This window comes from Rhodococcus sp. FH8, from assembly GCF_019266085.1.
Classification (GTDB): Bacteria; Actinomycetota; Actinomycetes; order Mycobacteriales; family Mycobacteriaceae; genus Rhodococcus_F; species Rhodococcus_F qingshengii.
This window is the reverse complement of the sequence record NZ_LPNQ01000079.1, coordinates 1-22,080: the sequence shown is the minus strand read 5'-3', so window position 1 is coordinate 22,080 and position 22,080 is coordinate 1. Positions and strand designations below refer to the sequence as shown.

At 60.3% G+C, this 22,080-nt stretch carries 23 protein-coding genes and 1 pseudogene; 2 read left to right on the top strand and 22 right to left on the bottom strand.

What is annotated here, in order from left to right; translation table 11 throughout:
- Positions 1 to 26: 26 nt before the first annotated feature.
- The 9 genes from ATN38_RS26705 to ATN38_RS26665 all read right to left on the bottom strand — a co-directional run bounded on the left by ATN38_RS26705 (position 27) and on the right by ATN38_RS26665 (position 9,209).
- Positions 27 to 1,634: an ATP-dependent acyl-CoA ligase gene (locus tag ATN38_RS26705; RefSeq protein WP_223258006.1), complete on the bottom strand. Its 1,608-nt coding sequence runs from the start codon at positions 1,632 to 1,634 to the stop codon at positions 27 to 29.
- Entirely contained in the window at positions 1,631 to 1,954 is a 324-nt protein-coding gene (locus tag ATN38_RS26700) for a Zn-ribbon domain-containing OB-fold protein (RefSeq protein WP_041815448.1), read from the bottom strand. Before ATN38_RS26700 ends, ATN38_RS26705 begins: the two co-directional genes overlap by 4 nt.
- Positions 1,951 to 3,039, bottom strand: coding sequence for a thiolase family protein (locus ATN38_RS26695; protein WP_223258005.1), 1,089 nt, complete (start codon positions 3,037 to 3,039; stop codon positions 1,951 to 1,953). Before ATN38_RS26695 ends, ATN38_RS26700 begins: the two co-directional genes overlap by 4 nt.
- 100 nt (positions 3,040 to 3,139) lie before the next feature.
- Positions 3,140 to 4,099, bottom strand: a complete 960-nt coding sequence (locus ATN38_RS26690; RefSeq protein ID WP_020909798.1) for an ABC transporter substrate-binding protein — start codon at positions 4,097 to 4,099, stop codon at positions 3,140 to 3,142.
- Between the two features lie 83 nt (positions 4,100 to 4,182).
- The gene (locus ATN38_RS26685) at positions 4,183 to 4,977 is read right to left on the bottom strand and encodes an ABC transporter ATP-binding protein (protein ID WP_047889977.1); all 795 of its coding nucleotides are present in this window, start codon (positions 4,975 to 4,977) and stop codon (positions 4,183 to 4,185) included.
- Positions 4,978 to 4,987: 10 nt separating this feature from the next.
- Positions 4,988 to 5,809 (bottom strand): ABC transporter permease, encoded by an 822-nt coding sequence (locus ATN38_RS26680; RefSeq protein WP_047889976.1) that lies wholly within the window; start codon positions 5,807 to 5,809, stop codon positions 4,988 to 4,990.
- The gene (locus ATN38_RS26675) at positions 5,806 to 6,651 is read right to left on the bottom strand and encodes an ABC transporter permease (protein WP_020909801.1); all 846 of its coding nucleotides are present in this window, start codon (positions 6,649 to 6,651) and stop codon (positions 5,806 to 5,808) included. The genes ATN38_RS26680 and ATN38_RS26675 overlap by 4 nt, the downstream gene beginning before the upstream one ends.
- Positions 6,652 to 6,750: 99 nt before the next feature.
- Complete coding sequence (locus ATN38_RS26670) at positions 6,751 to 8,394, bottom strand: thiamine pyrophosphate-binding protein (RefSeq protein WP_020909802.1); 1,644 nt, start codon at positions 8,392 to 8,394, stop codon at positions 6,751 to 6,753.
- Positions 8,394 to 9,209 carry a cyclase family protein gene (locus ATN38_RS26665; protein WP_020909803.1) on the bottom strand — a complete coding sequence of 272 codons (816 nt, stop codon included), beginning with the start codon at positions 9,207 to 9,209 and terminating at the stop codon, positions 8,394 to 8,396. The genes ATN38_RS26670 and ATN38_RS26665 overlap by 1 nt, the downstream gene beginning before the upstream one ends.
- Before the next feature lie 117 nt (positions 9,210 to 9,326).
- Here ATN38_RS26665 and ATN38_RS26660 point away from each other — a divergent pair, with 117 nt between their 5' ends.
- The gene (locus tag ATN38_RS26660; protein ID WP_020909804.1) at positions 9,327 to 10,271 is read left to right on the top strand and encodes a LysR family transcriptional regulator; all 945 of its coding nucleotides are present in this window, start codon (positions 9,327 to 9,329) and stop codon (positions 10,269 to 10,271) included.
- Here ATN38_RS26660 and ATN38_RS26655 read toward each other — a convergent pair.
- The 12 genes and pseudogenes from ATN38_RS26655 to ATN38_RS26605 form a co-directional block, all read right to left on the bottom strand.
- Positions 10,240 to 10,617, bottom strand: a complete 378-nt coding sequence (locus ATN38_RS26655) for a hypothetical protein (RefSeq protein WP_020909805.1) — start codon at positions 10,615 to 10,617, stop codon at positions 10,240 to 10,242. The two genes, ATN38_RS26660 and ATN38_RS26655, sit on opposite strands and share 32 nt — an antisense overlap.
- 34 nt (positions 10,618 to 10,651) lie before the next feature.
- A complete protein-coding gene (locus ATN38_RS26650; RefSeq protein ID WP_020909806.1) occupies positions 10,652 to 11,404 on the bottom strand; it encodes a hypothetical protein in 753 nt (250 codons plus the stop codon).
- Between the two features lie 27 nt (positions 11,405 to 11,431).
- A complete protein-coding gene (locus tag ATN38_RS26645) occupies positions 11,432 to 11,623 on the bottom strand; it encodes a hypothetical protein (RefSeq protein WP_148209227.1) in 192 nt (63 codons plus the stop codon).
- 168 nt (positions 11,624 to 11,791) lie between these two features.
- Entirely contained in the window at positions 11,792 to 12,487 is a 696-nt protein-coding gene (locus ATN38_RS26640) for a DUF4913 domain-containing protein (protein WP_020909807.1), read from the bottom strand.
- Positions 12,487 to 12,783, bottom strand: a complete 297-nt coding sequence (locus ATN38_RS33235; protein ID WP_223258010.1) for a hypothetical protein — start codon at positions 12,781 to 12,783, stop codon at positions 12,487 to 12,489. The genes ATN38_RS26640 and ATN38_RS33235 overlap by 1 nt, the downstream gene beginning before the upstream one ends.
- A 2-nt stretch (positions 12,784 to 12,785) precedes the next feature.
- Positions 12,786 to 13,103: pseudogene (locus ATN38_RS33450) on the bottom strand (sigma factor); the annotation flags it as partial.
- An 8-nt stretch (positions 13,104 to 13,111) separates the two neighbouring features.
- Positions 13,112 to 13,519 (bottom strand): YciI family protein, encoded by a 408-nt coding sequence (locus ATN38_RS26630; RefSeq protein WP_021346141.1) that lies wholly within the window; start codon positions 13,517 to 13,519, stop codon positions 13,112 to 13,114.
- A gap of 137 nt (positions 13,520 to 13,656) precedes the next feature.
- On the bottom strand, positions 13,657 to 14,271 hold the full coding sequence (locus ATN38_RS26625; protein WP_218748994.1) for a response regulator transcription factor: 615 nt from the start codon (positions 14,269 to 14,271) through the stop codon (positions 13,657 to 13,659).
- Positions 14,268 to 15,410 (bottom strand): sensor histidine kinase, encoded by a 1,143-nt coding sequence (locus ATN38_RS26620; RefSeq protein WP_021334419.1) that lies wholly within the window; start codon positions 15,408 to 15,410, stop codon positions 14,268 to 14,270. Before ATN38_RS26620 ends, ATN38_RS26625 begins: the two co-directional genes overlap by 4 nt.
- A gap of 21 nt (positions 15,411 to 15,431) precedes the next feature.
- Complete coding sequence (locus ATN38_RS26615) at positions 15,432 to 16,223, bottom strand: ABC transporter permease (RefSeq protein WP_019746142.1); 792 nt, start codon at positions 16,221 to 16,223, stop codon at positions 15,432 to 15,434.
- Entirely contained in the window at positions 16,220 to 17,158 is a 939-nt protein-coding gene (locus tag ATN38_RS26610) for an ABC transporter ATP-binding protein (RefSeq protein WP_218748993.1), read from the bottom strand. Before ATN38_RS26610 ends, ATN38_RS26615 begins: the two co-directional genes overlap by 4 nt.
- Complete coding sequence (locus ATN38_RS26605) at positions 17,155 to 17,391, bottom strand: hypothetical protein (protein ID WP_019746144.1); 237 nt, start codon at positions 17,389 to 17,391, stop codon at positions 17,155 to 17,157. The genes ATN38_RS26610 and ATN38_RS26605 overlap by 4 nt, the downstream gene beginning before the upstream one ends.
- 234 nt (positions 17,392 to 17,625) lie before the next feature.
- Between ATN38_RS26605 and ATN38_RS26600 the strand changes: the two genes are divergently transcribed.
- The gene (locus tag ATN38_RS26600; RefSeq protein ID WP_218748992.1) at positions 17,626 to 19,707 is read left to right on the top strand and encodes a PhoX family phosphatase; all 2,082 of its coding nucleotides are present in this window, start codon (positions 17,626 to 17,628) and stop codon (positions 19,705 to 19,707) included.
- A 79-nt stretch (positions 19,708 to 19,786) separates the two neighbouring features.
- Here the strand turns inward: ATN38_RS26600 and ATN38_RS26595 are convergent.
- Positions 19,787 to 22,080, bottom strand: a 2,294-nt coding sequence (locus tag ATN38_RS26595) for an isopeptide-forming domain-containing fimbrial protein (RefSeq protein ID WP_218748991.1), incomplete at its 5' end; no start/stop codon positions are given.

Below are 22,080 nucleotides of genomic sequence, written 5' to 3'. Positions count from 1 at the left end.
AACCTGGATATGAGTTCAACGAGAGATCAGGTTGCGTGTGCGGTACGAGAGGCGGCTTCGCGGTCCCAGTCGGCCGCCGTGGCACCGAGCTCACGCAGAGAGGTCTTGCTGACCTTGCCGTTGGCAGTCATCGGGAGGGAGTGGTGGACAGAAATGAATCTGGGAATTGCAAAGTAGGCTAACCGCGGTTTGCAGAACGCAGCGACTTCATCGAAATCCAGCGCGGTACCGGGTTTGACGACTACAGCTGCCATTACTTCGTCTTCGCCCAGCTCCGATTCGACGGCGAATACTGCTGCATCGCCGATATCTGGATGCAATCGTAGGGTCTGCTCCACCTCGACGGAGGAAATGTTCTCTCCGCGGCGACGAATCACATCCTTGATCCGGTCTACGAAACGCACCCAGCCGTCGTAGTCGATTGCCACTCGATCTCCTGTGTGGAACCACAGGTCGTTCCACGCTTGCACAGTGGCTTCCGGCATTCTGAAATAACCCGAGGCGAATGCGAAGGGTTGTTCACTGCGCAGCAACAACTCGCCGGGTTCGCCTGGCTCGACGTCAATTCCGTGTTCGTCGACGACTCTGGCAATAAACCCGGGCTGGATCCGGCCCATATACCCGGGACGTTGTTCCTGTCGGGTTGCAGCCATGATCGAGTTGGTTTCCGTGGACCCGTAACCGTCGATGAGCGTGACACCGAAACGTTCACGGAACGGATCGACCAATCGTGCGGGAGTCGCGGGCGAGAGTGCTGCACGTACGCTGTGGGCGCGATCGGACGGACCTGCGGGTTTGCTGTCGAGGATGCTGACCATCGCACCCAACAGATAGGTGAAGGTAGCTCCGCTGCGCGCGACGTCGTCCCAGAACCGTGATGCCGAGAATCGCGGCCCCACGACGTAAGACGCTCCGGCAACTAGTGCCTGACTGAACGCGTTGAGTGCGTTGGTGTGAAAAAGTGGGAGGCACGTATAAAGGACGTCGTCAGCGGTGATTTCCAGCTGTTCGGTCACATTTCGGCCCCACCAGTAGAACTGTCCGTGGGGACACACCACGCCCTTGGATACCCCGGTGGTGCCCGACGTATACAGAATGACCGCAGGCTCGCCGGGAGCTATTTCTACCGGCGTCGCGCGTTCTGTCAGTACGGGATCGGGCATAGGTATCGTCCGCCACGGAAGGTCTGTTCGCTCGCTGTCCGCATCGATGAGCCAGACATCCGTGAGGTCATCCAAAGGCGGAATTGCCTGAACATGTTCAAGGAGAGTGGATTCGATGATCAGTAGGCTCGATTGAGAGTTACCGAGAATCTGATGAAGTTGCGCGCCACGGGCCGCAGTATTGATCGGCACCGCTATCGCGCCTATCCATCCGCAACCAAGGATGAAGTCCAGCAGCTCCGTCCGATTGTTCGACATCACGGCAACCCGATCACCCCGTTGTATGCCGTTGACGGAGAGCATATGTCCGACGCTCGACACAGCGTTCTGCATCTCTTCGGCGGTGCGATGTGTTTCGCCGAACGAGAGTAACGGTGCGTCCGGTGTCATTTGCGCACGCAACCGAAGCATCCCAGGCAGGGTCATTTCGGTCGGAGAGACATCATCGGGAAAACGTCGAGCGCTGTTCACTGGTCATCCTTTCCTGGTGAGCCGCGATCGGGAGCGGGAACGAAAGCGATCGGGCCGGTGTTGTCAGTGCTGTCGTCGGTGAGAGCGACCACGTCCCCGACTGCGACATCTGTGGGATGAAGGCGGGCGATGATTCGGAGATCCTTCTCGCATGCGACGGTGGCAATGGTGATGCCGTCGGCGGTGTGGGTAACCACTTCGACTGTCCCGGAATTGAGCTCGGTGTCGGCAAACTCCGATGATCCACAGTTCGGGCACAACAGCCGATAGGGGAATAGGTACTCGCTGCAGTGAAAGCAGCGTTGAACTGTGATACTCATACGGCCTCCAGGACTGCGACGTTGGCACACGAGCCATGGCGATAGAGCACCATGCCGTATCCGCTGACAACTCCGATCCTCGCGTCGACCTGTCGGCCGACCGCTTGGCCGTGGAGTTGACGCGCAACCTCGACGAGTCCGTGCATTCCGCCGGCAGACCCCGCCTGGCCGGCTGACAGTTGACCGCCGGATGTGTTGACGGGCAAGGCGTGCGTAGCTATCTTCTCTGCGATAAATGAGGACATGTCTCGACCAGGATTCACGAAACCCATGTCTGCGAGTTGCGCAACGACCATCGACGGATAGTCGTCGTACACGCTGACGACGTCCACGTCTTCCGGTTCTACAGAGGCAAGTTCCCAGGCGCGAGGCGATACGTCGGCAAGTCCGGTCACCAATCCGTCGCCGCGCTGGTCGTCACTGTTGTACGAAGCTGTGACAGCGAGAATGCGAGCCCGTGGGCCGCTTGTTCCGCGCTCGTCGGCAGTGACGATGACGGCGTCTGCCCCTGTCACCGGTGGAACGCAGTCGTAACGTCCGAGTGGGGACGCCACCATCGGCGCAGCAAGATAGTCGTCGAGAGTGAGGATATTTCGGTAGACAGCTCCCGGATTCTTACTCGCCCAACGCCGTTGAGAGGTTACAACCTGGCCGTAGTCCGATCGTTCGAGGCCCAGCGCTTGCATCTGGCGTGTTGTCTGCATCGCGAACAACGCATTGGGCCCGGACATCGGGAGCGGCGCCAGATGATCTTCGGTGGCACTGTTGTAGTGAGCTACAAGGTGGGTAAACGCGTCCCTGTCCATCACATCCCCGGCTGCGAGCACGATCACCGATGCGTCACCTGCTTCGATGGCGCGAACGGCATGCTGCAGCATTCCTCCGGCGCTGGCACCCCCGTTGGTGTCTTGCATGAGCCAGGTCAGTCGCATCCCGAGACGCCATGCGAGATCGATCGCATGATCGGGTCCGAGTGTGAAACTGGAAACTCCGAACCCATCGACGTCATGGATACTCAAGTTTGCGTTTGCCAGCGCTCGAGCGACGGCATCGGCGATGATGGATGAGGTACTTGTTCCGGGCACCGGATACCGAGTATACGGAGACTCTCCGGTCCCAACTATGGATGCTGAACTGCTCAATGTACTTCCTTCACTCAGATTCTCAGTTCGGAGGGAACCAGGTTCACAGCGGCTGGAAGAGGTTGTCGGCGCTGAACGACTGCTTGATGATTCCGACTTCGACCATCAGATCGATGACCGACTGAACACCGTCCGCGTTCCATTCCGTGACGAACTGAGGCAAATTCATGTTGCGGGCTGTTTCCGCGTCCATGTCGGTGTATTTCGGCATGATCTGTGAGGCGACACCGTGAGGATCAACTTCGATAACCTCTACTGCCTGGGCCAGCGCCGTACGGAAACCGCGAATGGCGTCAGGATTACTGTCGATCGTTTTCGTGGATGTGGCAAAAACTCCCTGCGGGCCATTCTGGTAGCCGATGGCGCGGAGGTCGAGTGTCTTGACCGCTGCACTGAGTGTGGGCTCGGTGATGAATGCGGCATCGACATCGCCGGCTTTCAGCGCCGTTGCCATGTTGGCCTGTGGAAGTTCGACGAAGTTGACCTTCGTGTAATCCAAGTTCTCGTCTTTCAGCACTCCGCGGAAGTAGATGTCACCCACCGACCCGAGCGACGGAGTGGCAACTTTCTTACCGATCAGGTCGGCAGGCGTTTTGACGGCGGACCCTTCCGGGACGTAAATACCTGCCTTGTACTCATCAGTTCCGTCGATACCCATGGCGGCGATAGCAACTGGGAGTTTCGAATCCACTGCCTTGATCAGCGACGGATATGAGACCAAGGCGAGATCGGTACTGCCGGAGATCAATGCATTGATCGTCGTTGCACCGTTGGCGGCCGGAGCAAGCTCGATCTCGAGACCGTTGTCTGCGAAGAACCCATTCTCGAGGGCAACGTACACAGGCAATGAATCGCCGACTGGAGGAATGGACAGAGTCATTCGCGTGACACCGTCGGCAGAGGGCGCGGCTGCATCGCTGTCACTGCCTCCGCACGCGGCCACGGTGAAAGCCAATGCGAGACCTGCGCCGATGGCGCAGAATCGTGTGAATCGCGTATTCATGTGATCTCCTCGTACGAAAATGGAACATGAGAAACCGGTTGGGGCAGGGATGTGAATCGATTGGTGCGCAGGAGAACTCGCAACTAGGCCTCGACGGTGAGTCCGCCGGGACAGGCCTGGCGAATAAGGCGGGCAACCTCGCCGCGCGTGGTTACGAACGACTCTTCCTCGCGGGTCGAAATCTGATCACGAGGGAAGTCCAAAGGAATCCGAATGTCTGCCGTCTTGACGGTGGGAGCCTTGCTCAACGAGACGACTCGGGTGCTCAGATAAACACTTTCGTCGACATCGTGGGTGACAAACAGGATCGTCATGTCATATTGATCGCGGACGCGCAACAGTAGATCTTCGAGGTCGGAACGTGTCTGGGCATCGACGGAGGCGAACGGCTCGTCCATCAGCATTAGCTTCGGGCGCATGGCCAGAGCCCTGGCGATCGCCACGCGCTGCTGCATTCCGCCGGAGAGCTGCCACGGATAGCGCTCGGACATCCCCTCGAGACCGACGGCTGCAAGGGATTCTTCTGTGCGCAGTCGTCGCTCGGCTTTACCGACGACACCCAACAACGGAAATTCGACGTTGGCCCCGACCCGGCGCCACGGGAACAGCGATGCCCGGTAGTCCTGAAAGACCATCGCCAATCCTGCAGGCACACCGTCAATTTCAGTGCCACCGAGAGAGATGGAGCCGCCGGTGGGCTTGAGCAATCCTGAAAGTGTGCGAAGGAGCGTTGTCTTGCCGCAACCAGAAGGCCCGACGATCGAGACGAACTCGCCGTCGTTGACTGAAAATGACAGCCCATCGAGTACGCGTTGTTCACCGCGGTCTGTGTAGTAGGTGTGGCTGAGGTTGTCGACCTCGAGCAGTGCGTGGGTCATGGTATTCCGATCAGTTGTCTATTGCCATGCGGAGTCGGTGCCAACCCAGGAGGGTGTGCTCGATTCGAACCAGCAACAGGTTGGACAGATAACCGAGAAGAGAGAGCGCGACGATGAATGACCACATAGTCAGAAATTCGAAGGAACGCTGCGCCTGGGATAATCCGAATCCGATGCCGTTCGACGCCGCGTAAAGTTCCGATGCGATCAGCAAGATGATGCCCAGGGAAGTGGATACTTTGATTCCGGCAAAGATTCCGCTGCTTGCAGTCGGCAGAATTACTCGAAAAAGCATACTGGAACGGGAAATTCGTGAAACCCGTCCGGCATCTTCGAATCCTTGCGGAACTTGCCGAACGGCACTGTACGTGTTGAAGAGAACTGGCCATACTGCGCCGAATGCGATCAAGCCGACGCGCATCGCCGAACCTGTCCCGACCAAGACGAGAGCCAATGGAAGAAGAACTGGCCCCGGAAGTCCTCGCATGAAATGCAAGATCGGTTCGATGATCATCGCCACCACCGGTATTCGGCCGAGGAGGACTCCCAGTGTGATTCCTGCAATCCAGGCGATCAGCAGTCCGAGCAACAATCTGCCGATGCTGGGAAGGATGTCAGTGTAAAAGGCATTGGTGAGGAATCCGTGGCTCAACCCTGCCGAGAACCAACGATCATAGACGTCGCCGAAAATATCCAGTGGCGTCGGGAAATACGCTGATTGCGCACTTGCGGTCCAGATCTGCCACACGAGAATCAGAAGCGCTGCAGCAACCCAGCCGAGAGCGGCGTTCGACCAACGAGAGATTTGGGTTGAACTCAATGTCATACTCATGACTCATCCCTTCGCGCCCACGATGCGAAATTTGTTTCCAGGACGCTGACGACGGCGTTGACCAACAACCCGAGGAGGCCGGCGACGATGACACCCGCACAGACCGACTCGATACCCTGCGGAAGCATGCTCTGTTGAAGAAGCCACGAGCCAAGGCCCTTGGTGCTTCCGCCGATGAATTCAGCGCCGATGCAGAGAATCAGAGCGATTGACACTGTCACCCGTACTCCAGTCAGTACCGATGGAATCGCCGAGGGCCAGACCACTCGCCATGCGACCACGACAGGAGACCAACCGAATGATCGCGCCGTGGCCCGTGCGACTCCGTTGGTCGAATGGACACCGTGAATGGTGTTTACCAGCAATGGGAAAACGCATCCCAAGGCAACGACCGTGGCCTTCATTTCCAGCCCTTGACCGGCCACCAGAACAAGCAGCGGAACCAATCCGATCGGCGGCAATGGACGTATCAATTCCACGATCGTCGACGTCAACGCATAGAGACGATTCGACAGCCCTAACAACAAGCCGGCAGGAACGGCAATCACGAGAGCGATCGCATAGCCGACGAATGCTGCCCAGAGGGTGTTTCCGATTTGAGCCAGGAACGTTTGATCAGTCAGAAGCCGGGTAGCGCGAATCAGTGTGGTGCTGGCGGGGGGAAGCGCATCGCGTGGCAACAGATGAAACCGTGAAATGATCTCCCACGTCGCCAGGAAGCCGATGACGCCGAATGTTCCCCAGTACAGGGGCTGCAGATTCATGGTTTGGTTGGCGGGTACGCGTGCCTTCGCCCGTCCTGGTTCCCGCTGGGTCGGGAGTCTTTCTGCGGTGCTAGTCATATCGCACCGCCAGGGCTGCGCGGCACGTTGACTGAGAAAGTAGTTGCACTCTTTCCTCCTGAGTTGTCTGACGAGTACATCTGCGTTCGGCCTCCCTCATCAGTGGCCGAACGCCTCTTGTAGCCACCACGAGCCTTCGCGGGAGACGATCTTCGCATCAATAACGAAGGGACGCTGCGGGTTTGAGCTCAACCAGGACTCCAGCTCGCTCAGGTCCGAAACGTCGCGGACGGTCGCTGCCTCGCAGCCGTATCCGCGGGCAATGGCAGCGATATCGGTATCGGGGAAGGTTACCGAGTCCAATGGGGGGCCGTCGGTACCGAAATGATGGACTTCGGCGCCGTACATGGAGTCGTTGTACACGATCACGAGCAGGGGAATCTTCAGCCGTACAGCAGTTTCCAGTTCACTGATACCCATGAGGAACCCACCGTCCCCACATGCAGCGATGGGGAGGCGATGAGGTTGTGCGATCGCAGCGCCCAGGCCGGTTGCGAGACCGAGTCCCACGGACTGGAATGCCTGCGTGAAACAGAATCCGTATTCGTCCGGAACATCGAGATACATACTGGGGTAGCCGAGGAAGTTTCCGGAGTCGACCGAGACGATTCGTTCAGTCGGCAGAATCTTGTTCAGTTCGGCCGAGAGGGTCCTCGGGTCGATCAGCCCTTCACCGGACTCGTCAGTAAACTCGATCTCATTCCAGCGGAGCCCCATACCGATTCGGCTCTTCACATCAGCAGTTCGGTACCCTTCGCGGTGACTTCTTCCATGTGCTTCCAGCCATGCAGACGTCGCTCGAGCAGTCTCGGCAACCCCGCCCCACAGGCCCAGAGTCACGTCGCGGTGCATTCCGATCGCGGCAGGGTCGGTATCGATTTGGACTACTGCTGCGTCATCGGCGATCAGCTTTCCATGGCGCATCGTCCACATGTTGAGGGCGCATCCGAAGCCGACGATGAGATCTGCTTGAGCAATGAGTTCGGCAGTCAAGGGAGAGCTGAATCCTCCCGAGACATCGATGCTCCACGGATCGTCATTGAACATTCCGCGTGAAACCGCTGAGGTGGCTACGAGTGCGCCGCTCTGCTCGGCGAGTTGAAGGATCGCATCCTTCGATCCTTCAGCGCGGCTTCCTCGGCCGGCAACAAAAACCGGACGTTCAGCTGCGAGGAGGAGTTCCACGAATCGCGCGACGTCGGCAGGAGAGGGTTGGGGTGCAGAAATTCGTTCGAATGTCCGCGGGGTCAGGCTCGAGTCGAGTTCCATGTCCTGTACATCGAGCGGGACGTTGAGGACGACCGTTCTCTGGTGATTGCGGCACATCGCGAATGCGCGTGCGACGTCGTCTACGGCTGTCTTGGGGGATCGCACGCGCATCGTCACGGCTCCAAGCCCGTCACCGATTCCTTGCTGATCGATGAAGAAGTTCGAACTCGGTTCTGTTGCCTCGGCGGTGAGGACGAGCATCGGGGTGTTGCTTTTGGCGGCTTCCGCAATTCCGGTCAACGCGTTCGTGAATCCGCAGCCTTGATGCAATGACAGGACTGCTACTTCTCCGGACATTCGTGCGAACGCGTCAGCCATCGTGGCCGCTCCGCCTTCGTGGCGAGCGGCGATGAAGCGGGCACCACGTTCGACCATCGCGTTCGTGAAGTGAAAGTTTCCGCTACCGACGACACCGAAAACTGTCGTGACGCCCAGATCGACGAGCGTGCACCCGATTGCGTTGTGTACCAGCATTAGTTCTTTGTCTCCTTTGATGATTCGCGTTCAATGAGAGCGATGATCCGAGCTGGGCTCCCTGATCCACCGACGATCCGAAGAGGGGCAACAATGATCACTGCTCCCACTGGCGGGAGTTGATCGAGATTTTGTAGCTGAGTTATTCCGTACTTTCCGGCTCCGAGTAGATGTGAGTGCACGGGAAACTGCGGATCGAATCGAAAGGCTTGGCCCGCGTCAGTTCCTACAGTCTCGACACCCAAGCCGATGATCGGGGATTCCTCCGCGAGCCATCTGGCGCACTCCGATGTCAACCCCGGGGTGTGAGGGCCGTGTTCGTCTGCATTCAAGAAGAGCGCTTGATCATGAGATCGCGATGCCCACCCAGTTCGGTAGAGCAACCATCCGCGAGGCAACGGGCCGAACTTCTTCTGCCAGCGCAGGATGTCGTCCACGTCTAGAAGGAAATCGGGATCGTCAGCCACTTCGGCGGCTTTGTCGATAACAACGGCTGGAGCGACAAGCCGACTGGTCGGCACTGACGCGACATCCCCGTGCTCGATTCCTGTTATCCAGTGGCACGGAGCATCGAAGTGTGTGCCCACATGTTCGCCTGTGTGGATCCCGTTTTGATACGACGTAGGGCCTCGATCGTCGTACTTAGCCAACTCTTCGAGCGCGAAATGCGGAATCGGTGCCATACCGGAAGGCAAAGGGAGGACGGGAGTCGATTCCGAAAGAAGGGCGGTGAGATCGACTGTCTCGACATCGTTGTGCGCCAACGCATCTGCCAGAGCTGCAAGTGTGCCTGGGTGCGGGTGGAGAGTGCTCATGGATAGATCATGCGAGAGTTCGATGAACAAAACCAATGCTATTGTTCGCTTCGATATGCTCAAACTGTAATACCAGTCACACTTTATTTCTTCGATGTTACGGACGGGTGACGGGCGATGGATTCGCAGCGACTTTTCGACGGCAGACTGAAAATTCGGCATCTCGTGCTGCTGACAACACTTGCAGACGAAGGCAGCATGGTCGGCGCCGCCGAAGTTCTGCGCGTCACACAACCCGCTATCACTCGTGCGGTGCGTGAGGCAGAAGCAGTACTGGAAGTCTCTCTGTTCGACAGGAAGCCGCGGGGTGTACTGCCGACGCAGTTCGGCGAAATATTTCTCGAGAGTGCTCGCACGGTCCTGAACAACTTGCGCAACGCGGCTGATCACATTGACGAACTCCAGAGAGTCGGGGCTCGGCCAGTACGAGTGGGAACGAATCTTGCCGGAGCGTATTCCTTGCTGCCGCAAGCGTTGGTGGCACTCAAGAAAACGCAGCCGAACCTGTCAGTGTCGGTGATCGAAGGGCTTCCCGAGGAACTCGCGACGAGTCTTGCGCGCGACGAAATTGACTTGGTAGTCGGGCGTCTTGACCCAAGCGGCTTCCGCAATGGCGCTCACCACATTCGTCTATACGACGAGCCTGTGCGAATCGTGGTGCGACAAGATCATCCAGCTGTCCAACGTCATGAGCAAAGCATTGAAGATTTGATGGATTATCCGTGGATCCTGCCGGGGCGCCCCACTCAATTGCGAGATGAGCTCGACGAATTGTTCTCCCGTGAGGGGCTTGGTCTGCCACACAACATAATCGAGTGCTCGACCATCCTTACCTTGCGTTCGATTCTGATTGGAACGGATGCGATTGCCCCACTGCCTATGCTGATCGGCGCGGGTGACGAGCAACTGACCATGCTTACGACATCGTTGGAGACCGTTCCTCGATCAATTGGAATCACCATGCCCGCAGACCGATCCCTGAGTGCCAGCGCACGAAGTCTCATCGACTTAATCGTCGACGCTGCCCGGGTTATTGCCCGGGATCTCCCGTTGGACGAGTAGCCAGAGAAGCTCCTGCCGGAACGAGGAAACTCCGGACACGCGGCGGTATAACCCCAGACTCGGCCAGGGCGCGGGTTTCAGCGCACAGCTCCGCAAACGTCTTCCCAACCAACGATGCTGATCGTCGATACACATCCAACCGAGCGATCACCGGGGTCAGCGTCCAGTGGATGAGGTACTCGTCGACCTCTGTGTTCGGATCATCGAGCCATGCGGTGATCTTCTCGACATCGCCGCCGTAGGCCATCGTCAGCACGTCAAGGAGATTGCCGGGACGAGGAATCAGCAGCGATCGGTATTCGGCGCCGAACGTTGTCACCGCCTCGTTGAACTCCTCCTCGGACATATCCTCGGCTGAGGTTCATCTGCGTAGCGGCGACTCATTCCGGATCGCCTCCACTTGTTGAATGTTCGTTGTCTTCGCTCGTGATTTTCGGGACCCAGATCGCGGCTTCGACGTGGTCGAAGAACGCGCGCCGCAGATCCGCCTCGATCGCATCGGAGTACGCTTCCGGCGTCAGATCGTCCGCGAGGCGAGCGGCTTCGATTCCGCGCCAGATCACCTGCATTGCCCACACCCCAGCTTTTGATCCGAGCGGCGTCAGCATGTTGCGCACGCCCCAGCCGATGTCTTGGACGAACGGCGTCGGCCGCCCCGGACCTGTTCGCGGTTGTAGTGGTAACAGCTTCGCCGCAGCGCGAGCGGCAGTGTGCGCGTCGAGGTCGTGCGCGTCCTGGCGGGCGTGCATGGTCGCGTTCATGACCTCGAGCGCTGCTTTCAGCGGTCCGACGTATTTGCGCAGCAACGTCGGCTTGTCGAGAACCACCCAATGCCAGATTTCGGGTAGATCCCGCAGTGCCTGCGCGGCTGCGGGCTGGTGATGCAGTTCCAGCGCGTGTGCGGGGCCGGTGCGCAGAAACCAGTCGAGGACGTTCTCGACGGCCTCTTCTCGGTACTGGGTGTAGACGATCGGGTCGCAGGTGGCGTGTATCCGGTCCCGCTCGGCAGCGCCCTCTTCGCTGCTTTCGTTGATGCTGACGAGTTTGTTCGGGTACGGGAACGTCGGCTCCCCGCTCTCGTCGGGGGCGTACTGCGCGGGATCCACCAGCCACGAACCCTCGGCCGTGGTCACGGCGCACCGCTATCAGAAGTAGACGTGTCAGCCGCTGCATCTCGTATAGCGAGCGCCGTCGAGGCCGGCTTGCGGCTGATCGACCAGCGCCGCACTGTCACCGCCCCCGCGATCAACACACCCCCCCATGACCGAGAAGGTCACCAACAAGACGAGCGTGCCACCGGACATCGTGATGGGGGGCGGGCATGCGCACACCAGGTCAATTCCAGTGTTCATGCGGTTACTCCTTGCTTTCGGCGTTCAGGTCTTGACGGGTGCGCGCAGTGAGTTCGTCCATCCGATCGCACAGTCGTTCCGCACTTGCAGGACTGGCGATGTCGGGGCTGTGCTGAACGTGCGTCGGTCAGGGCGAGCATGGCGGTGCCTTTCACGAAAGGTGGGTGGTCAATCTTCGGGGTGTTCGCCGAGGAGGGCGGCCAGTAGCTCCCGAGGTACGGGTTCGTACGGAAGCGCCGGGTGCCCCATCCACGAACCGTCTTCTTTGGCGTGCGACATAGGTCCGGTGTCACCGTCGAAGATCACGCGGACATGGGGTTCGAGGTGGTGAATCCACCAGTTCGACATTGCCGACGCATTGTCGGACGCGCGGGCTTCTTCGTACGCGTGCCAGAGCGCTTTGAGGCGGCCGGCGACTTCGGGATACAGCATCCAGCGTGGGTCCCAAACGTTGCCACCGTCTCCGGCGCCCATGCCCATCTTTCGGCGAATGACTTGCGTAAAGAACTCTTCGACGAACTCGACAACATTCGCATACAGCGGTTCGACAGGCTCTTTCTCTTCTCCTACGGTGGTGTCCCCGCTATAGGGAGCTGGATCCGAGAAGGTAGTGGGATCGTCTTGGCCACCGCCTTCCTCACCTGCTGATTCTTCGCCGGTGACCGTCGAATCGTCCTCGTCGTGTCCCTGTTCGTCGTTGACTTCGACAGTCGGATTCTCGTCGTCGACCGGATCAGGATGGCCCCATTCGGCGGTCGGTTCATACTCGTCGCCGGTCGCGGTCGGATCGTAATTGTCCATGTCCGCGTAGTTCGTTTCGTCCTCGGTTGACCATTGGTCATCCGTCGATGCGAAGTCCACCATCAGTTTGTTCCTTCCCCGAAGAACTCGGACTCGAAGATGTCGTCCAGGCTCGGTGTTGCCGTGAATTGCGGCGTGACCGGTGCGGGGACCGGGTGGACGGGAATCTCGGCCAGAGGTTCCTTGTCGATGACGACGCGGGGAATTGGACCGGTGATCGCGTCCTCGATGATCGGGCGATCGGAAATTCCGACAGGCAGAGCCTTCTGCACGCTGCGGTGGGTGCCGGCCGCGCACTCGGCAATCGACCGTTTGATGTCGTCCGCGAAAGGCGTGTTGCCCCAAAAGTTTTTTTCCACCAAGCGCACAGAAAGTAGAGCTGGAGTGTGTCGTCCACGCCCGGCACCGACCCGCTGACCGGCCGCTCGCCTGGCTGCTCGTCAACCAGAAACTCCCGCTTGCGACGAGCCGCATCCGACCGGATCCCGTCGAGGAACCGCCGCCAGGCCACTGTGACCAGCCAGCCCTTGGGGTCCCGCGGCGGGTTGTCCGACCAGGTCCTGACCGCCTCGAGCAGAGCATCCTGCACGGCATCCTCGGCCGACGCGAAATCTGCTCCGCGGCGGACGAGGATGCCGAGCACGCTCGGAGTCAGACGTCGAAGCAGCGCGTCGTCCATGAGAGTCGTCAGTCCGTGATGGTCGGCGGCTCGGTCAGGAACGGGCGCAGTTCGAGCCATTCGTGAATCGGCTTCCCGCCTGCGCCGGGCGCGGCCGAGAGCTCCCCGGCCAATTCGACGGCTCGGTCGTAGTTGTCGACGTCGATCACCATCCAGCCGGCAATGAGGTCCTTGGTTTCCGCGAACGGGCCGTCGGTGACCGGCGGGCGACCCTCACCGTCGTACCGGACAAAGGTGCCCTCAGGAGCGAGAGCCTGACCGTCGACGAACTCGCCCGCCTTCTCGAGCCGATCCGCGAAGTCCTGCATGTACTTCACGTGGGCCGTGATCTCTTCCGGTGTCCACTGGTCCATCGGCACGTCGTTGACTGCAGCCGGAGCGCCGCGGTAGTGCTTGAGCAGCAAGTACTTGGCCATCGTGAATCTCCTCTGTGTCGGTGCCACCCATTCTGGTCGCACTTCACTACAGGGACGAAGCAAGTCGGGGATTCTCGACATCGCAGGGCCTTTTTGGTAGTGCCCGCAACCAGAAAGGCGCACGGGGGCCGGAGGCCCTAAATCCACCCCTGCCGGCGGGCGATCACTGCAGCTTCGTGCCGATTGGCCGCACCGAGTTTGGTGACAGCTGACGACAAATAGTTTCGGGTGGTACCCGCAGACAGGTGTGCCCGGGAAGCGATCTGCTCGATGGATGCCCCGTCGGCCGCGTATTCGAGTGCGTCCGCCTCGCGCGGAGTAAGCGGTGAGTCGCCGGCGCCGATCGCCTCGGCAGCCAACGACGGGTCGACGTACCTCCCGCCGGCATGGACGCTGCGGACCACCTCGGCGAGCGTCGCCGCAGGCGTCGTCTTCGGTAGAAATCCGCGGACACCTGCTGACAGTGCCTTCTTCAAGTACCCAGGACGCCCGTGGCTCGTCACGATGATCGAGACGCACCCCGAGACCGTCTGCGCAATCTGCTGCGCCGTCTCGATGCCGTCGATACCCGCCATTTGGAGGTCGAGCACAGCTACGTCAGGTTGATGCTTTGCAGCAGCGATCACGGCATCCTCGCCGGATTCGGCTTCTGCCACGACGACGATGTCGTCCTCGAGCGACAACATCATGGCCAGAGCCGAGCGGATCAGGTTCTCGTCGTCGGCCAGCAGTACCTTGATCGGCTCGGTCACCGAGACTCCTTCGTTCGGGACGGAAAGTGGGCGGTGAGGGTGAAGCGATCTTCGTCCTGCACGGTTTCGACAGTTCCTCCGACGGCGCCGACGCGCTCGCGCAATCCGTTCAGGCCGGTTCCGTTGTTCGGCTCTGCGATCCGTGCGCCGTCGTTGGCAATCACGACGCCGTCCGCGAACACCTCGATGCTGCAATTCTCGGCACTGGAGTGCCGGAGAATGTTGGTCACGCCTTCACGGACGACCCACGCGGCGGCCTCGGCCAGTTCCACCGGCAGTTGATCTGCCGATCCACGTATCGCGGTGGAGATTCCGGCGGCCTCGAGCAGAGACTGCGCACCGGCCAGCTCCGACGCCAAGGCGATGGACCGGTATCCCCGAACCAACTCGCGCGCTTCGTCGAGAGAATCTTGCGCAAGTTCGCGTACTTCGTCCATCTGCGCGGCCGCACGATCGTCACCGCGCCGTGAAAGAGTCGCTGCAAGTTCACTTTTCACTGCAATTGCAGACAGTGCCCGCCCGACGACGTCATGGAGATCGCGCGAAAATCGCAATCGCTCCTCGGCGACGGACAGGGCAGCGGCAGCTCCGCGAGCCTCGTCCAATTCGGTGACCATGCGAAGCAGCCACACCGACATGTAAACGGTCAGCCCCATGAAGGCGGCGACGATTCCGACGGACACGCCGCTTTCCGGACCCGCAAGCAGTCCCAGTACAACCCCGGCGGCCACCGAGCCCACGATCAGCCAGCGCAACGACGTCAACCCAGCAAGGGGCACGACAAGGATTGCCGCGAGCCAGAAGTACGGGCCGTTCTCGCCATTGCTTCCCAAGGCGATTCCCGCCGAGCAGAACGCGGACAACGTCATCACGGCAAGAGGAATCTGGACGGGCTTGGCCACGACTCCGCCCAGATCTGACATCCGAGAGACGGCGATGCCGCACGCAACGGCACTGATTCCGAGGAAGACACCCGACAGGTACCGATCCGCAACGATCTCGGTGACCGCACCGAAGCCACCGAAAACCACTGCGACCATGATGAACGATTGCCGCGTGTAGAGGCGAACCTTGTCGACGTTCGACGCGGTTCGCCACGTCCGTCTCGGATTCCAGCGTCCGAAGTTCTGCGCGATCATGCCCACTACCTTCTCAGAGTTCTACGAACGCGGTTCCCAGCGGAAGTGGACGTTCGCGATCAGAACCGAACCGACGATCCACGCCAGCATGACCAACAGCGGTTGCCCAGCCGAACCGAAGGTGTCGACAAATCCGGCCGCCGCACCGGGCGCATCGCCCAGATCAGCCAGTTCGCCAGTGGTCCGCCCCAGCCATCCGAGATTGAGAAGGTCGACTACTGCGGCCAGCGGAGTGAAATCGAGAATGCGAGCAATGTTGTCCGGCACGACATTCCTGATCGAGGACATACCTGCCGTCGCCAGAATCAGAATCGGCATGCAGGTGATCTGCGCCGCCTCTGCATTTCGCGTGACAGCCGAAGTGATCAACGCCAGCGCCGTGAAGAGCGCGGCGCCGCCGATCACCGCGACCAGCACCAGCACCGGATTGACCGGAGCACTACCGCCGAGAACCATCACGGCGATTCCGACGACCACCGTCAACAGTGCGGTGAGAACCCACGACGGCACTGCCGGGCCCGCCAGGATCTCGGCGTCGCTGCATTCCCCGGTCCGTAGTCGCTTGAGAACCAACTCGTCACGGCGCGTCGCGTACACCGACAGCAAGTTGTAGAAGACCACGAAGACGAGAAGGAACAGCGCAAATACCTCGAGGCCTGCCGACACCGACTTGTCCGACAGCCCGCCGTCTCGCGACAGGTACAGCATTCCCACGGGAAAGATCAGCGGGAGGACGATTGCATTGAAGAGCAACAGTCGATTTCGTCCCAGGAGCGTGAACTCCGAACGAGACAGGGTTGCGATGCGGTTCATGCCGACGCTCCTTCGAGAGTTGCGTGATGATCGAATTGGTCTGCAATGGAGAGGAATACTGTCTCCAGGGACGCCGCTCGGGCATCCAAGCCGGTCAGCAAGACATCATTGTGCTGCGCCCACAGCAGCAGTTCCGTCAGCGTCTCCTGGACGGTGCGAGTGGTGATCACCACCAGATCGTTTTCGACGCGCACCTCGGCGCCGGCCAGCGCTGGGAGCGGAAGACCTGGGTGGTGCAGTTTGATCTGAGCGGGATGATCTGCGACGACGTCCGCCACGGTTCCGCTGCGCACGACCGATCCACGGTGCATGATCGCCAATTGGTCGCACAAGGATTCAGCCTCGTCGAGATAGTGCGTCGTCAACATGATGGTGACGCCCGACGCTTTCAAGTCAGCGATCAATTGCCAAGTGTTACGACGACTTTCGGGATCCAAACCAGTAGTCGGTTCGTCGAGGAACAGTACGAGTGGCCGGCCGATGATCGCGCACGCCAGATCCAGTCGGCGCGCTTCACCGCCCGAGAGGAACTTCACGCGGGTATCGCCACGGTCACGCATGTCCACGCGCTCGAGCACCTCGTCGACGGGAAGCGGATTCGAGCACGTTCCGGCCCACATCGCCAAACTCTCACGAGCAGTCAGGTCTTGGGGAAGCCCACCCTTCTGGAGCATGATGCCAAGCGACGGTCGAATCTGCTTGCGGTTGCGCACCGGATCCATTCCCAGAACGCGCACCGTACCGGCGCTGGCTCGTGAAAGGCCCTGAATCACTTCGAGAGTGGATGTCTTGCCGGCACCGTTTGTTCCGAGGAGGCCGAACAGCTCGCCTTCCTGAACACTCAGATCCAGATTGCGAACAGCATCGAACGCCTCCTTGCCGGAGCCGTAGCGCCGCGACATTCCGACTACGTCGATCACGGGATCGCCCTTCATCGCTGCGCCTCCTCTCGGTTCCAGCTGCGCAGTCCGATCGTGAATCGAATGCCCGCGTAGACCGCGAGAGCGGCAACAAGAATCCAGGACACCGGATTGGAGCCGATGATCGCGAATACCCCTCCGATGATCGCGATGTTCACCACGATCACAACAAGTTCGCGGCCCATCGTGGGTGCGGGTCCGATGTCCATCAGGTCCGTCAGGAGGCTTCCCTCATGTGGTTCTCTCATGCCTCCAAGCCTCGCGGGAAGTCCGCGACGAAAACAGTGCACAGCGTCATCACCTGCGGTGACACCGTCATGGATCGGCGATGACAAATGTCATGCGACGTCCCCGCGGGGACGCGTCGTAAATTGCAGGTAAGGGTCGCCTCGTTGTTTTGCCGTTCATTTTTACGTTCCTTTACCCTCGCTTAGAGCTTCTACGGTTCCCGAAGTCCGTACATCGAATCTCGGGAGTTCACGGTGGCTATCAAGCCTTTGGCCTTGTTCGTCAAACACGACGGCGTGTCTGCACGCGCGTCGATCACCTGCCAGTACAAGTGCGGAAACGCGTGCTCTCATGAGGTCCCCAACACCTCGGGCGGCGAATACTTCCGCGATATCGCACGCACGGCACTGACTCGTCGCGGCATGCTCCGGGGCAGCGGCATGGCAGTGCTCGCGGTGGGGGCGGGCAGCGCCCTCGTCGCATGTTCGGACGAATCCGCAAGTGCCGAACCGGGAACCGGTTCGACGAGCGGCAGCAGCGGCGGAACCATACCAGCGGGGACGAACTTCGACGCCGTCGCGCCCAACAAGGAAGACAAGGTCACCGTCCCTGACGGATACGATCAGGCCGTCGTCATCCGTTGGGGTGACGCCGTTCTCGCCGGAGCCCCGGCCTTCGACTTCGACAAGCAGACTGCGGCAGCACAGGAACTGCAGTTCGGATTCAACAACGACTTCGCCGGATTGCTCCCGGTCGACGGGCAGCCCAACACCTACCTCCTCGTGGTCAATCACGAATACTCCACCGAGCCGGCGATGTTCCGCGGCTACGATGCGGAGAACCCGACCGAGGAGCAGTTCAAGATCGGCCTGGCCAGCCACGGACTGTCGGTCGTCCAGGTCAAGGGCGAATCCGACAACGGCAAGCTGGTACCGGAGATCGGATCGAACAACCGCCGCATCACCGGAACCACGGAGTTTGTCGTGACCGGCCCCGCTGCAGGTAGCGACTTCCTCAAGACGAGTGCCGATCCCACGGGAACCAAAGTGCTCGGCACCCTCAACAATTGCGCTGGCGGCGTCACACCCTGGGGCACAGTGCTTTCCGGCGAAGAGAACTTCAACCAGTACTTCGCTAACGCCGAGGGTGTCACCGATCCCACGGTGGCAGCCCGGCTGAAGCGCTACGGTCTGGCCGGAGCCGCTTCCGAGCGCAAGTGGGAACGCTTCGACAAGCGGTTCGATCTGGTCGCAGAACCCAACGAGGTCAACCGATTCGGATACGTCGTCGAGATCGATCCCTGGGATCCGTCGTCGACTCCGATCAAGCACACAGCGCTCGGACGTTTCAAGCACGAAGCCGCCACCATTTACATCACGTCGGACGGTACCGTCGTCGCCTACAGCGGCGACGACGAGCGCTTCGACTACATGTACAAGTTCGTTTCGAGCCGAAAGATGCAGGACGGCAAGAGTCAGGCAGCCATGCGCCACAACATGACTCTGCTCGACGCCGGAACACTGTACGTTGCAAAGCTCAGCGGAAACTCCGCCGGCGAGATCGACGGAACCGGCAAACTCCCGTCGGACGGCAAGTTCGACGGAACCGGCGAGTGGGTAGCCATCCTGCGCACCGGCGAAGACGGCAAGGGCGAATCGCTGGTAGACGGTATGAGCGCCGAAGAGGTCGCCGTCTTCACCCGCCAGGCCGGTGACAAGGTCGGGGCAACGAAGATGGATCGCCCCGAGGACTTCGAGGCAAACCCGAAGAGCGGCAAGGTTTACGTCGCACTGACCAACAACACCAAGCGCGGAGTCGACGGTGGTGCCGCGGCCGACGAGGCGAACCCGAGGAACAACAACAAGAACGGCCAGGTCCTCGAAATCACCGACGACCACGCCGGCACCACCTTCGGCTGGAATCTTCTTCTCGTCTGCGGAGATCCGGCCACAGCCGATACTTACTTCGGCGGGTTCGACAAGAGCAAGGTCAGCCCCATCTCATGCCCGGACAACCTTGCCTTCGACCCGCACGGCAATCTGTGGATCTCCACCGACGGCAACGCACTCAAGTCCAACGACGGACTGTTCAGCGTTGTCCTCGAAGGCGAAAACCGCGGTGAAACAAAGCAGTTCCTCACCGTTCCCGTCGGCGCCGAAACCTGCGGCCCCATCGTGGACGAGAAGCGCGTCATCGTCTGCGTCCAGCACCCCGGCGAGACCGACGACGCCAGCATCGAAAGCCCCGCATCCCATTGGCCCGACGGTGGTTCCTCCCAGCCTCGCCCGTCGGTAGTTGCAGCCTGGAAGAAGGACGGATCTCGGCTCGGCTCGTAGCACACACGAAAACGACTGTGGGGCAGATCGCATACTCTGCGATCTGCCCCACGTCGTTTACCTCAGATTCTCAAGAGAATCAGTTGTCACCATCCTCGCGACGCTTACGCGTCAGGAGAACAACACCCGTTCCCAGCGCCAGCAGCAGAACCAAACCGCCTGCCGCGAGCAATCCGGTGTTCACGCCACTCTCACCAGCGCCACCACCCGAGTTGATCGTTCCACCCTGAGGAGCAGACGTCGGCGGCTTCGGCTGACCCGGCTGACCCGGGTTTGCTGTCGGCGGCTTCGGCTGTCCCGGAACCGTGCTCGGAACCGGCTGACCCGGAACCGTCGGCGGTACGACGATCGGAGGCACAACGACGATCGGGGGAATGATGATCGTCGGTGTAACCGGCACCGTCGTGTTCGGAACCGTCGTGGTCGGCGGAACTGTCGTGACCGGCGGCGTTGTCGTCGGCGGCGTCGTTGTCGTCACGCCACACGGATCCACAATCTCCTCCGCGACAACTTCTTCTGTCGTGGTCTCCTCCGTGGTGGTCTCCTCCGTGGTGGTGGATTCCTCCGTACCGGTCACATCAGCGTCACCGGCAGTGGTCGCGCTAGCCGTCGTCGTCGCAACCGTTGTGGTCGGAACCATCCGCGTGGTCGTCGTCGTCGGAGGAACACAGGGCTCCGTCGTGACCGGCGGCGTCGTGGTGGTCGTCGGAGGCACCGTGGTGGTGGTCTCCGGCGGGTCCACCGGGTGTTCGGTGCAGAGAGCGTCGCCCGGAACACAGTCCACCGGCGGGTTCTCGCCACCAACCACCAGGTAGTTGTTCAGGACGCCCGGAGTGAATCCGGGACCTGACAACGTTCCGATCTCAGGATTGACCTTGACGGTGTACGTCACCGTCGCGCTCTCACCCTTGGCCAGCTTTCCGGTGACCGTGAAGACGTTGTCGACGACACCCGAAACAACCAGCGTGGAAGTAGTAGCCGGATTCTTCGTCATTACTGCATCGTCGAGAACATCAGTCAGATCGTCGTAGAAGCTGATCTCACCATCCGCGGTGCCCACATTCTTGAACGTGAGCGTGTACGTGATCTCCTGGCCGCCAACCACACGGTTCGTGGTGGACGGGTCAGAGGACTTCAGTACCTCGATTGCGGGAGTGCCATCAACCGGGTGTTCGGTCGTGACCGGCGGAGGAGTGATCTCCGGACCGGTCGGCGGCTTCGCAGTACCGGTGACCTTGTTGTTGACCAGAACCCCGCCGGCAACACCGTCGTTGATCTTCACCTGATAGGTCAGAACAACCGACTTACCAGCTTCGAGTGCACCCGTCCAGGAGAGCGTGGTGCCCTCGAGGGTCGGAGCAGTCGCGTCGACACCGTCGACAGTTGCCTTGAGCGAACCGTCCACAACCAACGCGGCGTTGTCGAGAACCTTCGACAGATCATCGGTCAACACCACCGGATCAAGGGTCGTGTTACCCGTGTTCGCACCGGTCACCGTGTACGTGATCGTCTGACCAGCAGCAACATTGGTACCCGAGACCGGATCCGCAGTCTTCGCGACCGTGAACCCCGGAACCTGAACCGGATGCGTCGTGCACAGCTGAGTCGCCGGATCACACACCTCCGGAGGATCAACCGGAGGAGTCGTCCCCGGAACAACGAAGTTGAGCACCGTGTTGTCGGCATTCGCCGCAACGCGATCGGCATCAGCCTTGACCGTGACGGTGTACGTCACCGTCTTGCTCTCGCCGGCCGCCAAGGTCCCCGTCACCGAGAAACCATCCGTGCCGACCATCGCAGCAGTCAACGGAGCATCAGCACTCAAGCTGCCCGCAACCAGATCAGCATCGTCGAGCAGACCACGCAGATCGTCGAAGTGCGCGACCTCACCCGCACCGTTACCGGTGTTCGAGAACGTGAGCGTGTACTTGATGTCCTGACCGGCAACAACATTCGAACCCGACACCGGATCAGAGGACTTCACCACAGCGATCTTCGGAGACACCACCGGATGCTCGGTCGTCACCGGCGGAGGAGTGATCTCCGGACCGGTCGGCGGCTTCGCAGTACCGGTGACCTTGTTGTTGACCAGAACGCCGCCGGCAACACCGTCGTTGATCTTCACCTGATAGGTCAGAACAACCGACTTACCAGCTTCGAGTGCACCCGTCCAGGAGAGCGTGGTGCCCTCGAGGGTCGGAGCAGTCGCGTCGACACCGTCGACAGTTGCCTTGAGCGAACCGTCCACCAACGCGGCGTTGTCGAGAACCTTCGACAGATCATCGGTCAACACCACCGGATCAAGGGTCGTGTTACCCGTGTTCGCACCGGTCACCGTGTACGTGATCGTCTGACCAGCAGCAACATTGGTAC

Bases quoted from the DNA above. Each gene is read 5' to 3' on its own strand.
- ATN38_RS26620 (WP_021334419.1), bottom strand. From the start codon at position 15,410: ATGATCGCGCAGAACTTCGGACGCTGGAATCCGAGACGGACGTGGCGA.
- ATN38_RS26685 (WP_047889977.1), bottom strand. From the start codon at position 4,977: ATGACCCACGCACTGCTCGAGGTCGACAACCTCAGCCACACCTACTAC.
- ATN38_RS26670 (WP_020909802.1), bottom strand. From the start codon at position 8,394: ATGCTGGTACACAACGCAATCGGGTGCACGCTCGTCGATCTGGGCGTC.
- ATN38_RS26605 (WP_019746144.1), bottom strand. From the start codon at position 17,391: ATGAGAGAACCACATGAGGGAAGCCTCCTGACGGACCTGATGGACATC.
- ATN38_RS26630 (WP_021346141.1), bottom strand. From the start codon at position 13,519: ATGGCCAAGTACTTGCTGCTCAAGCACTACCGCGGCGCTCCGGCTGCA.
- ATN38_RS26700 (WP_041815448.1), bottom strand. From the start codon at position 1,954: ATGAGTATCACAGTTCAACGCTGCTTTCACTGCAGCGAGTACCTATTC.
- ATN38_RS26680 (WP_047889976.1), bottom strand. From the start codon at position 5,809: ATGAGTATGACATTGAGTTCAACCCAAATCTCTCGTTGGTCGAACGCC.
- ATN38_RS26665 (WP_020909803.1), bottom strand. From the start codon at position 9,209: ATGAGCACTCTCCACCCGCACCCAGGCACACTTGCAGCTCTGGCAGAT.
- ATN38_RS26615 (WP_019746142.1), bottom strand. From the start codon at position 16,223: ATGAACCGCATCGCAACCCTGTCTCGTTCGGAGTTCACGCTCCTGGGA.
- ATN38_RS26640 (WP_020909807.1), bottom strand. From the start codon at position 12,487: ATGGTGGACTTCGCATCGACGGATGACCAATGGTCAACCGAGGACGAA.
- ATN38_RS26660 (WP_020909804.1), top strand. From the start codon at position 9,327: ATGGATTCGCAGCGACTTTTCGACGGCAGACTGAAAATTCGGCATCTC.
- ATN38_RS26655 (WP_020909805.1), bottom strand. From the start codon at position 10,617: ATGTCCGAGGAGGAGTTCAACGAGGCGGTGACAACGTTCGGCGCCGAA.
- ATN38_RS26675 (WP_020909801.1), bottom strand. From the start codon at position 6,651: ATGACTAGCACCGCAGAAAGACTCCCGACCCAGCGGGAACCAGGACGG.
- ATN38_RS26610 (WP_218748993.1), bottom strand. From the start codon at position 17,158: ATGAAGGGCGATCCCGTGATCGACGTAGTCGGAATGTCGCGGCGCTAC.
- ATN38_RS26690 (WP_020909798.1), bottom strand. From the start codon at position 4,099: ATGAATACGCGATTCACACGATTCTGCGCCATCGGCGCAGGTCTCGCA.
- ATN38_RS26645 (WP_148209227.1), bottom strand. From the start codon at position 11,623: ATGAACACTGGAATTGACCTGGTGTGCGCATGCCCGCCCCCCATCACG.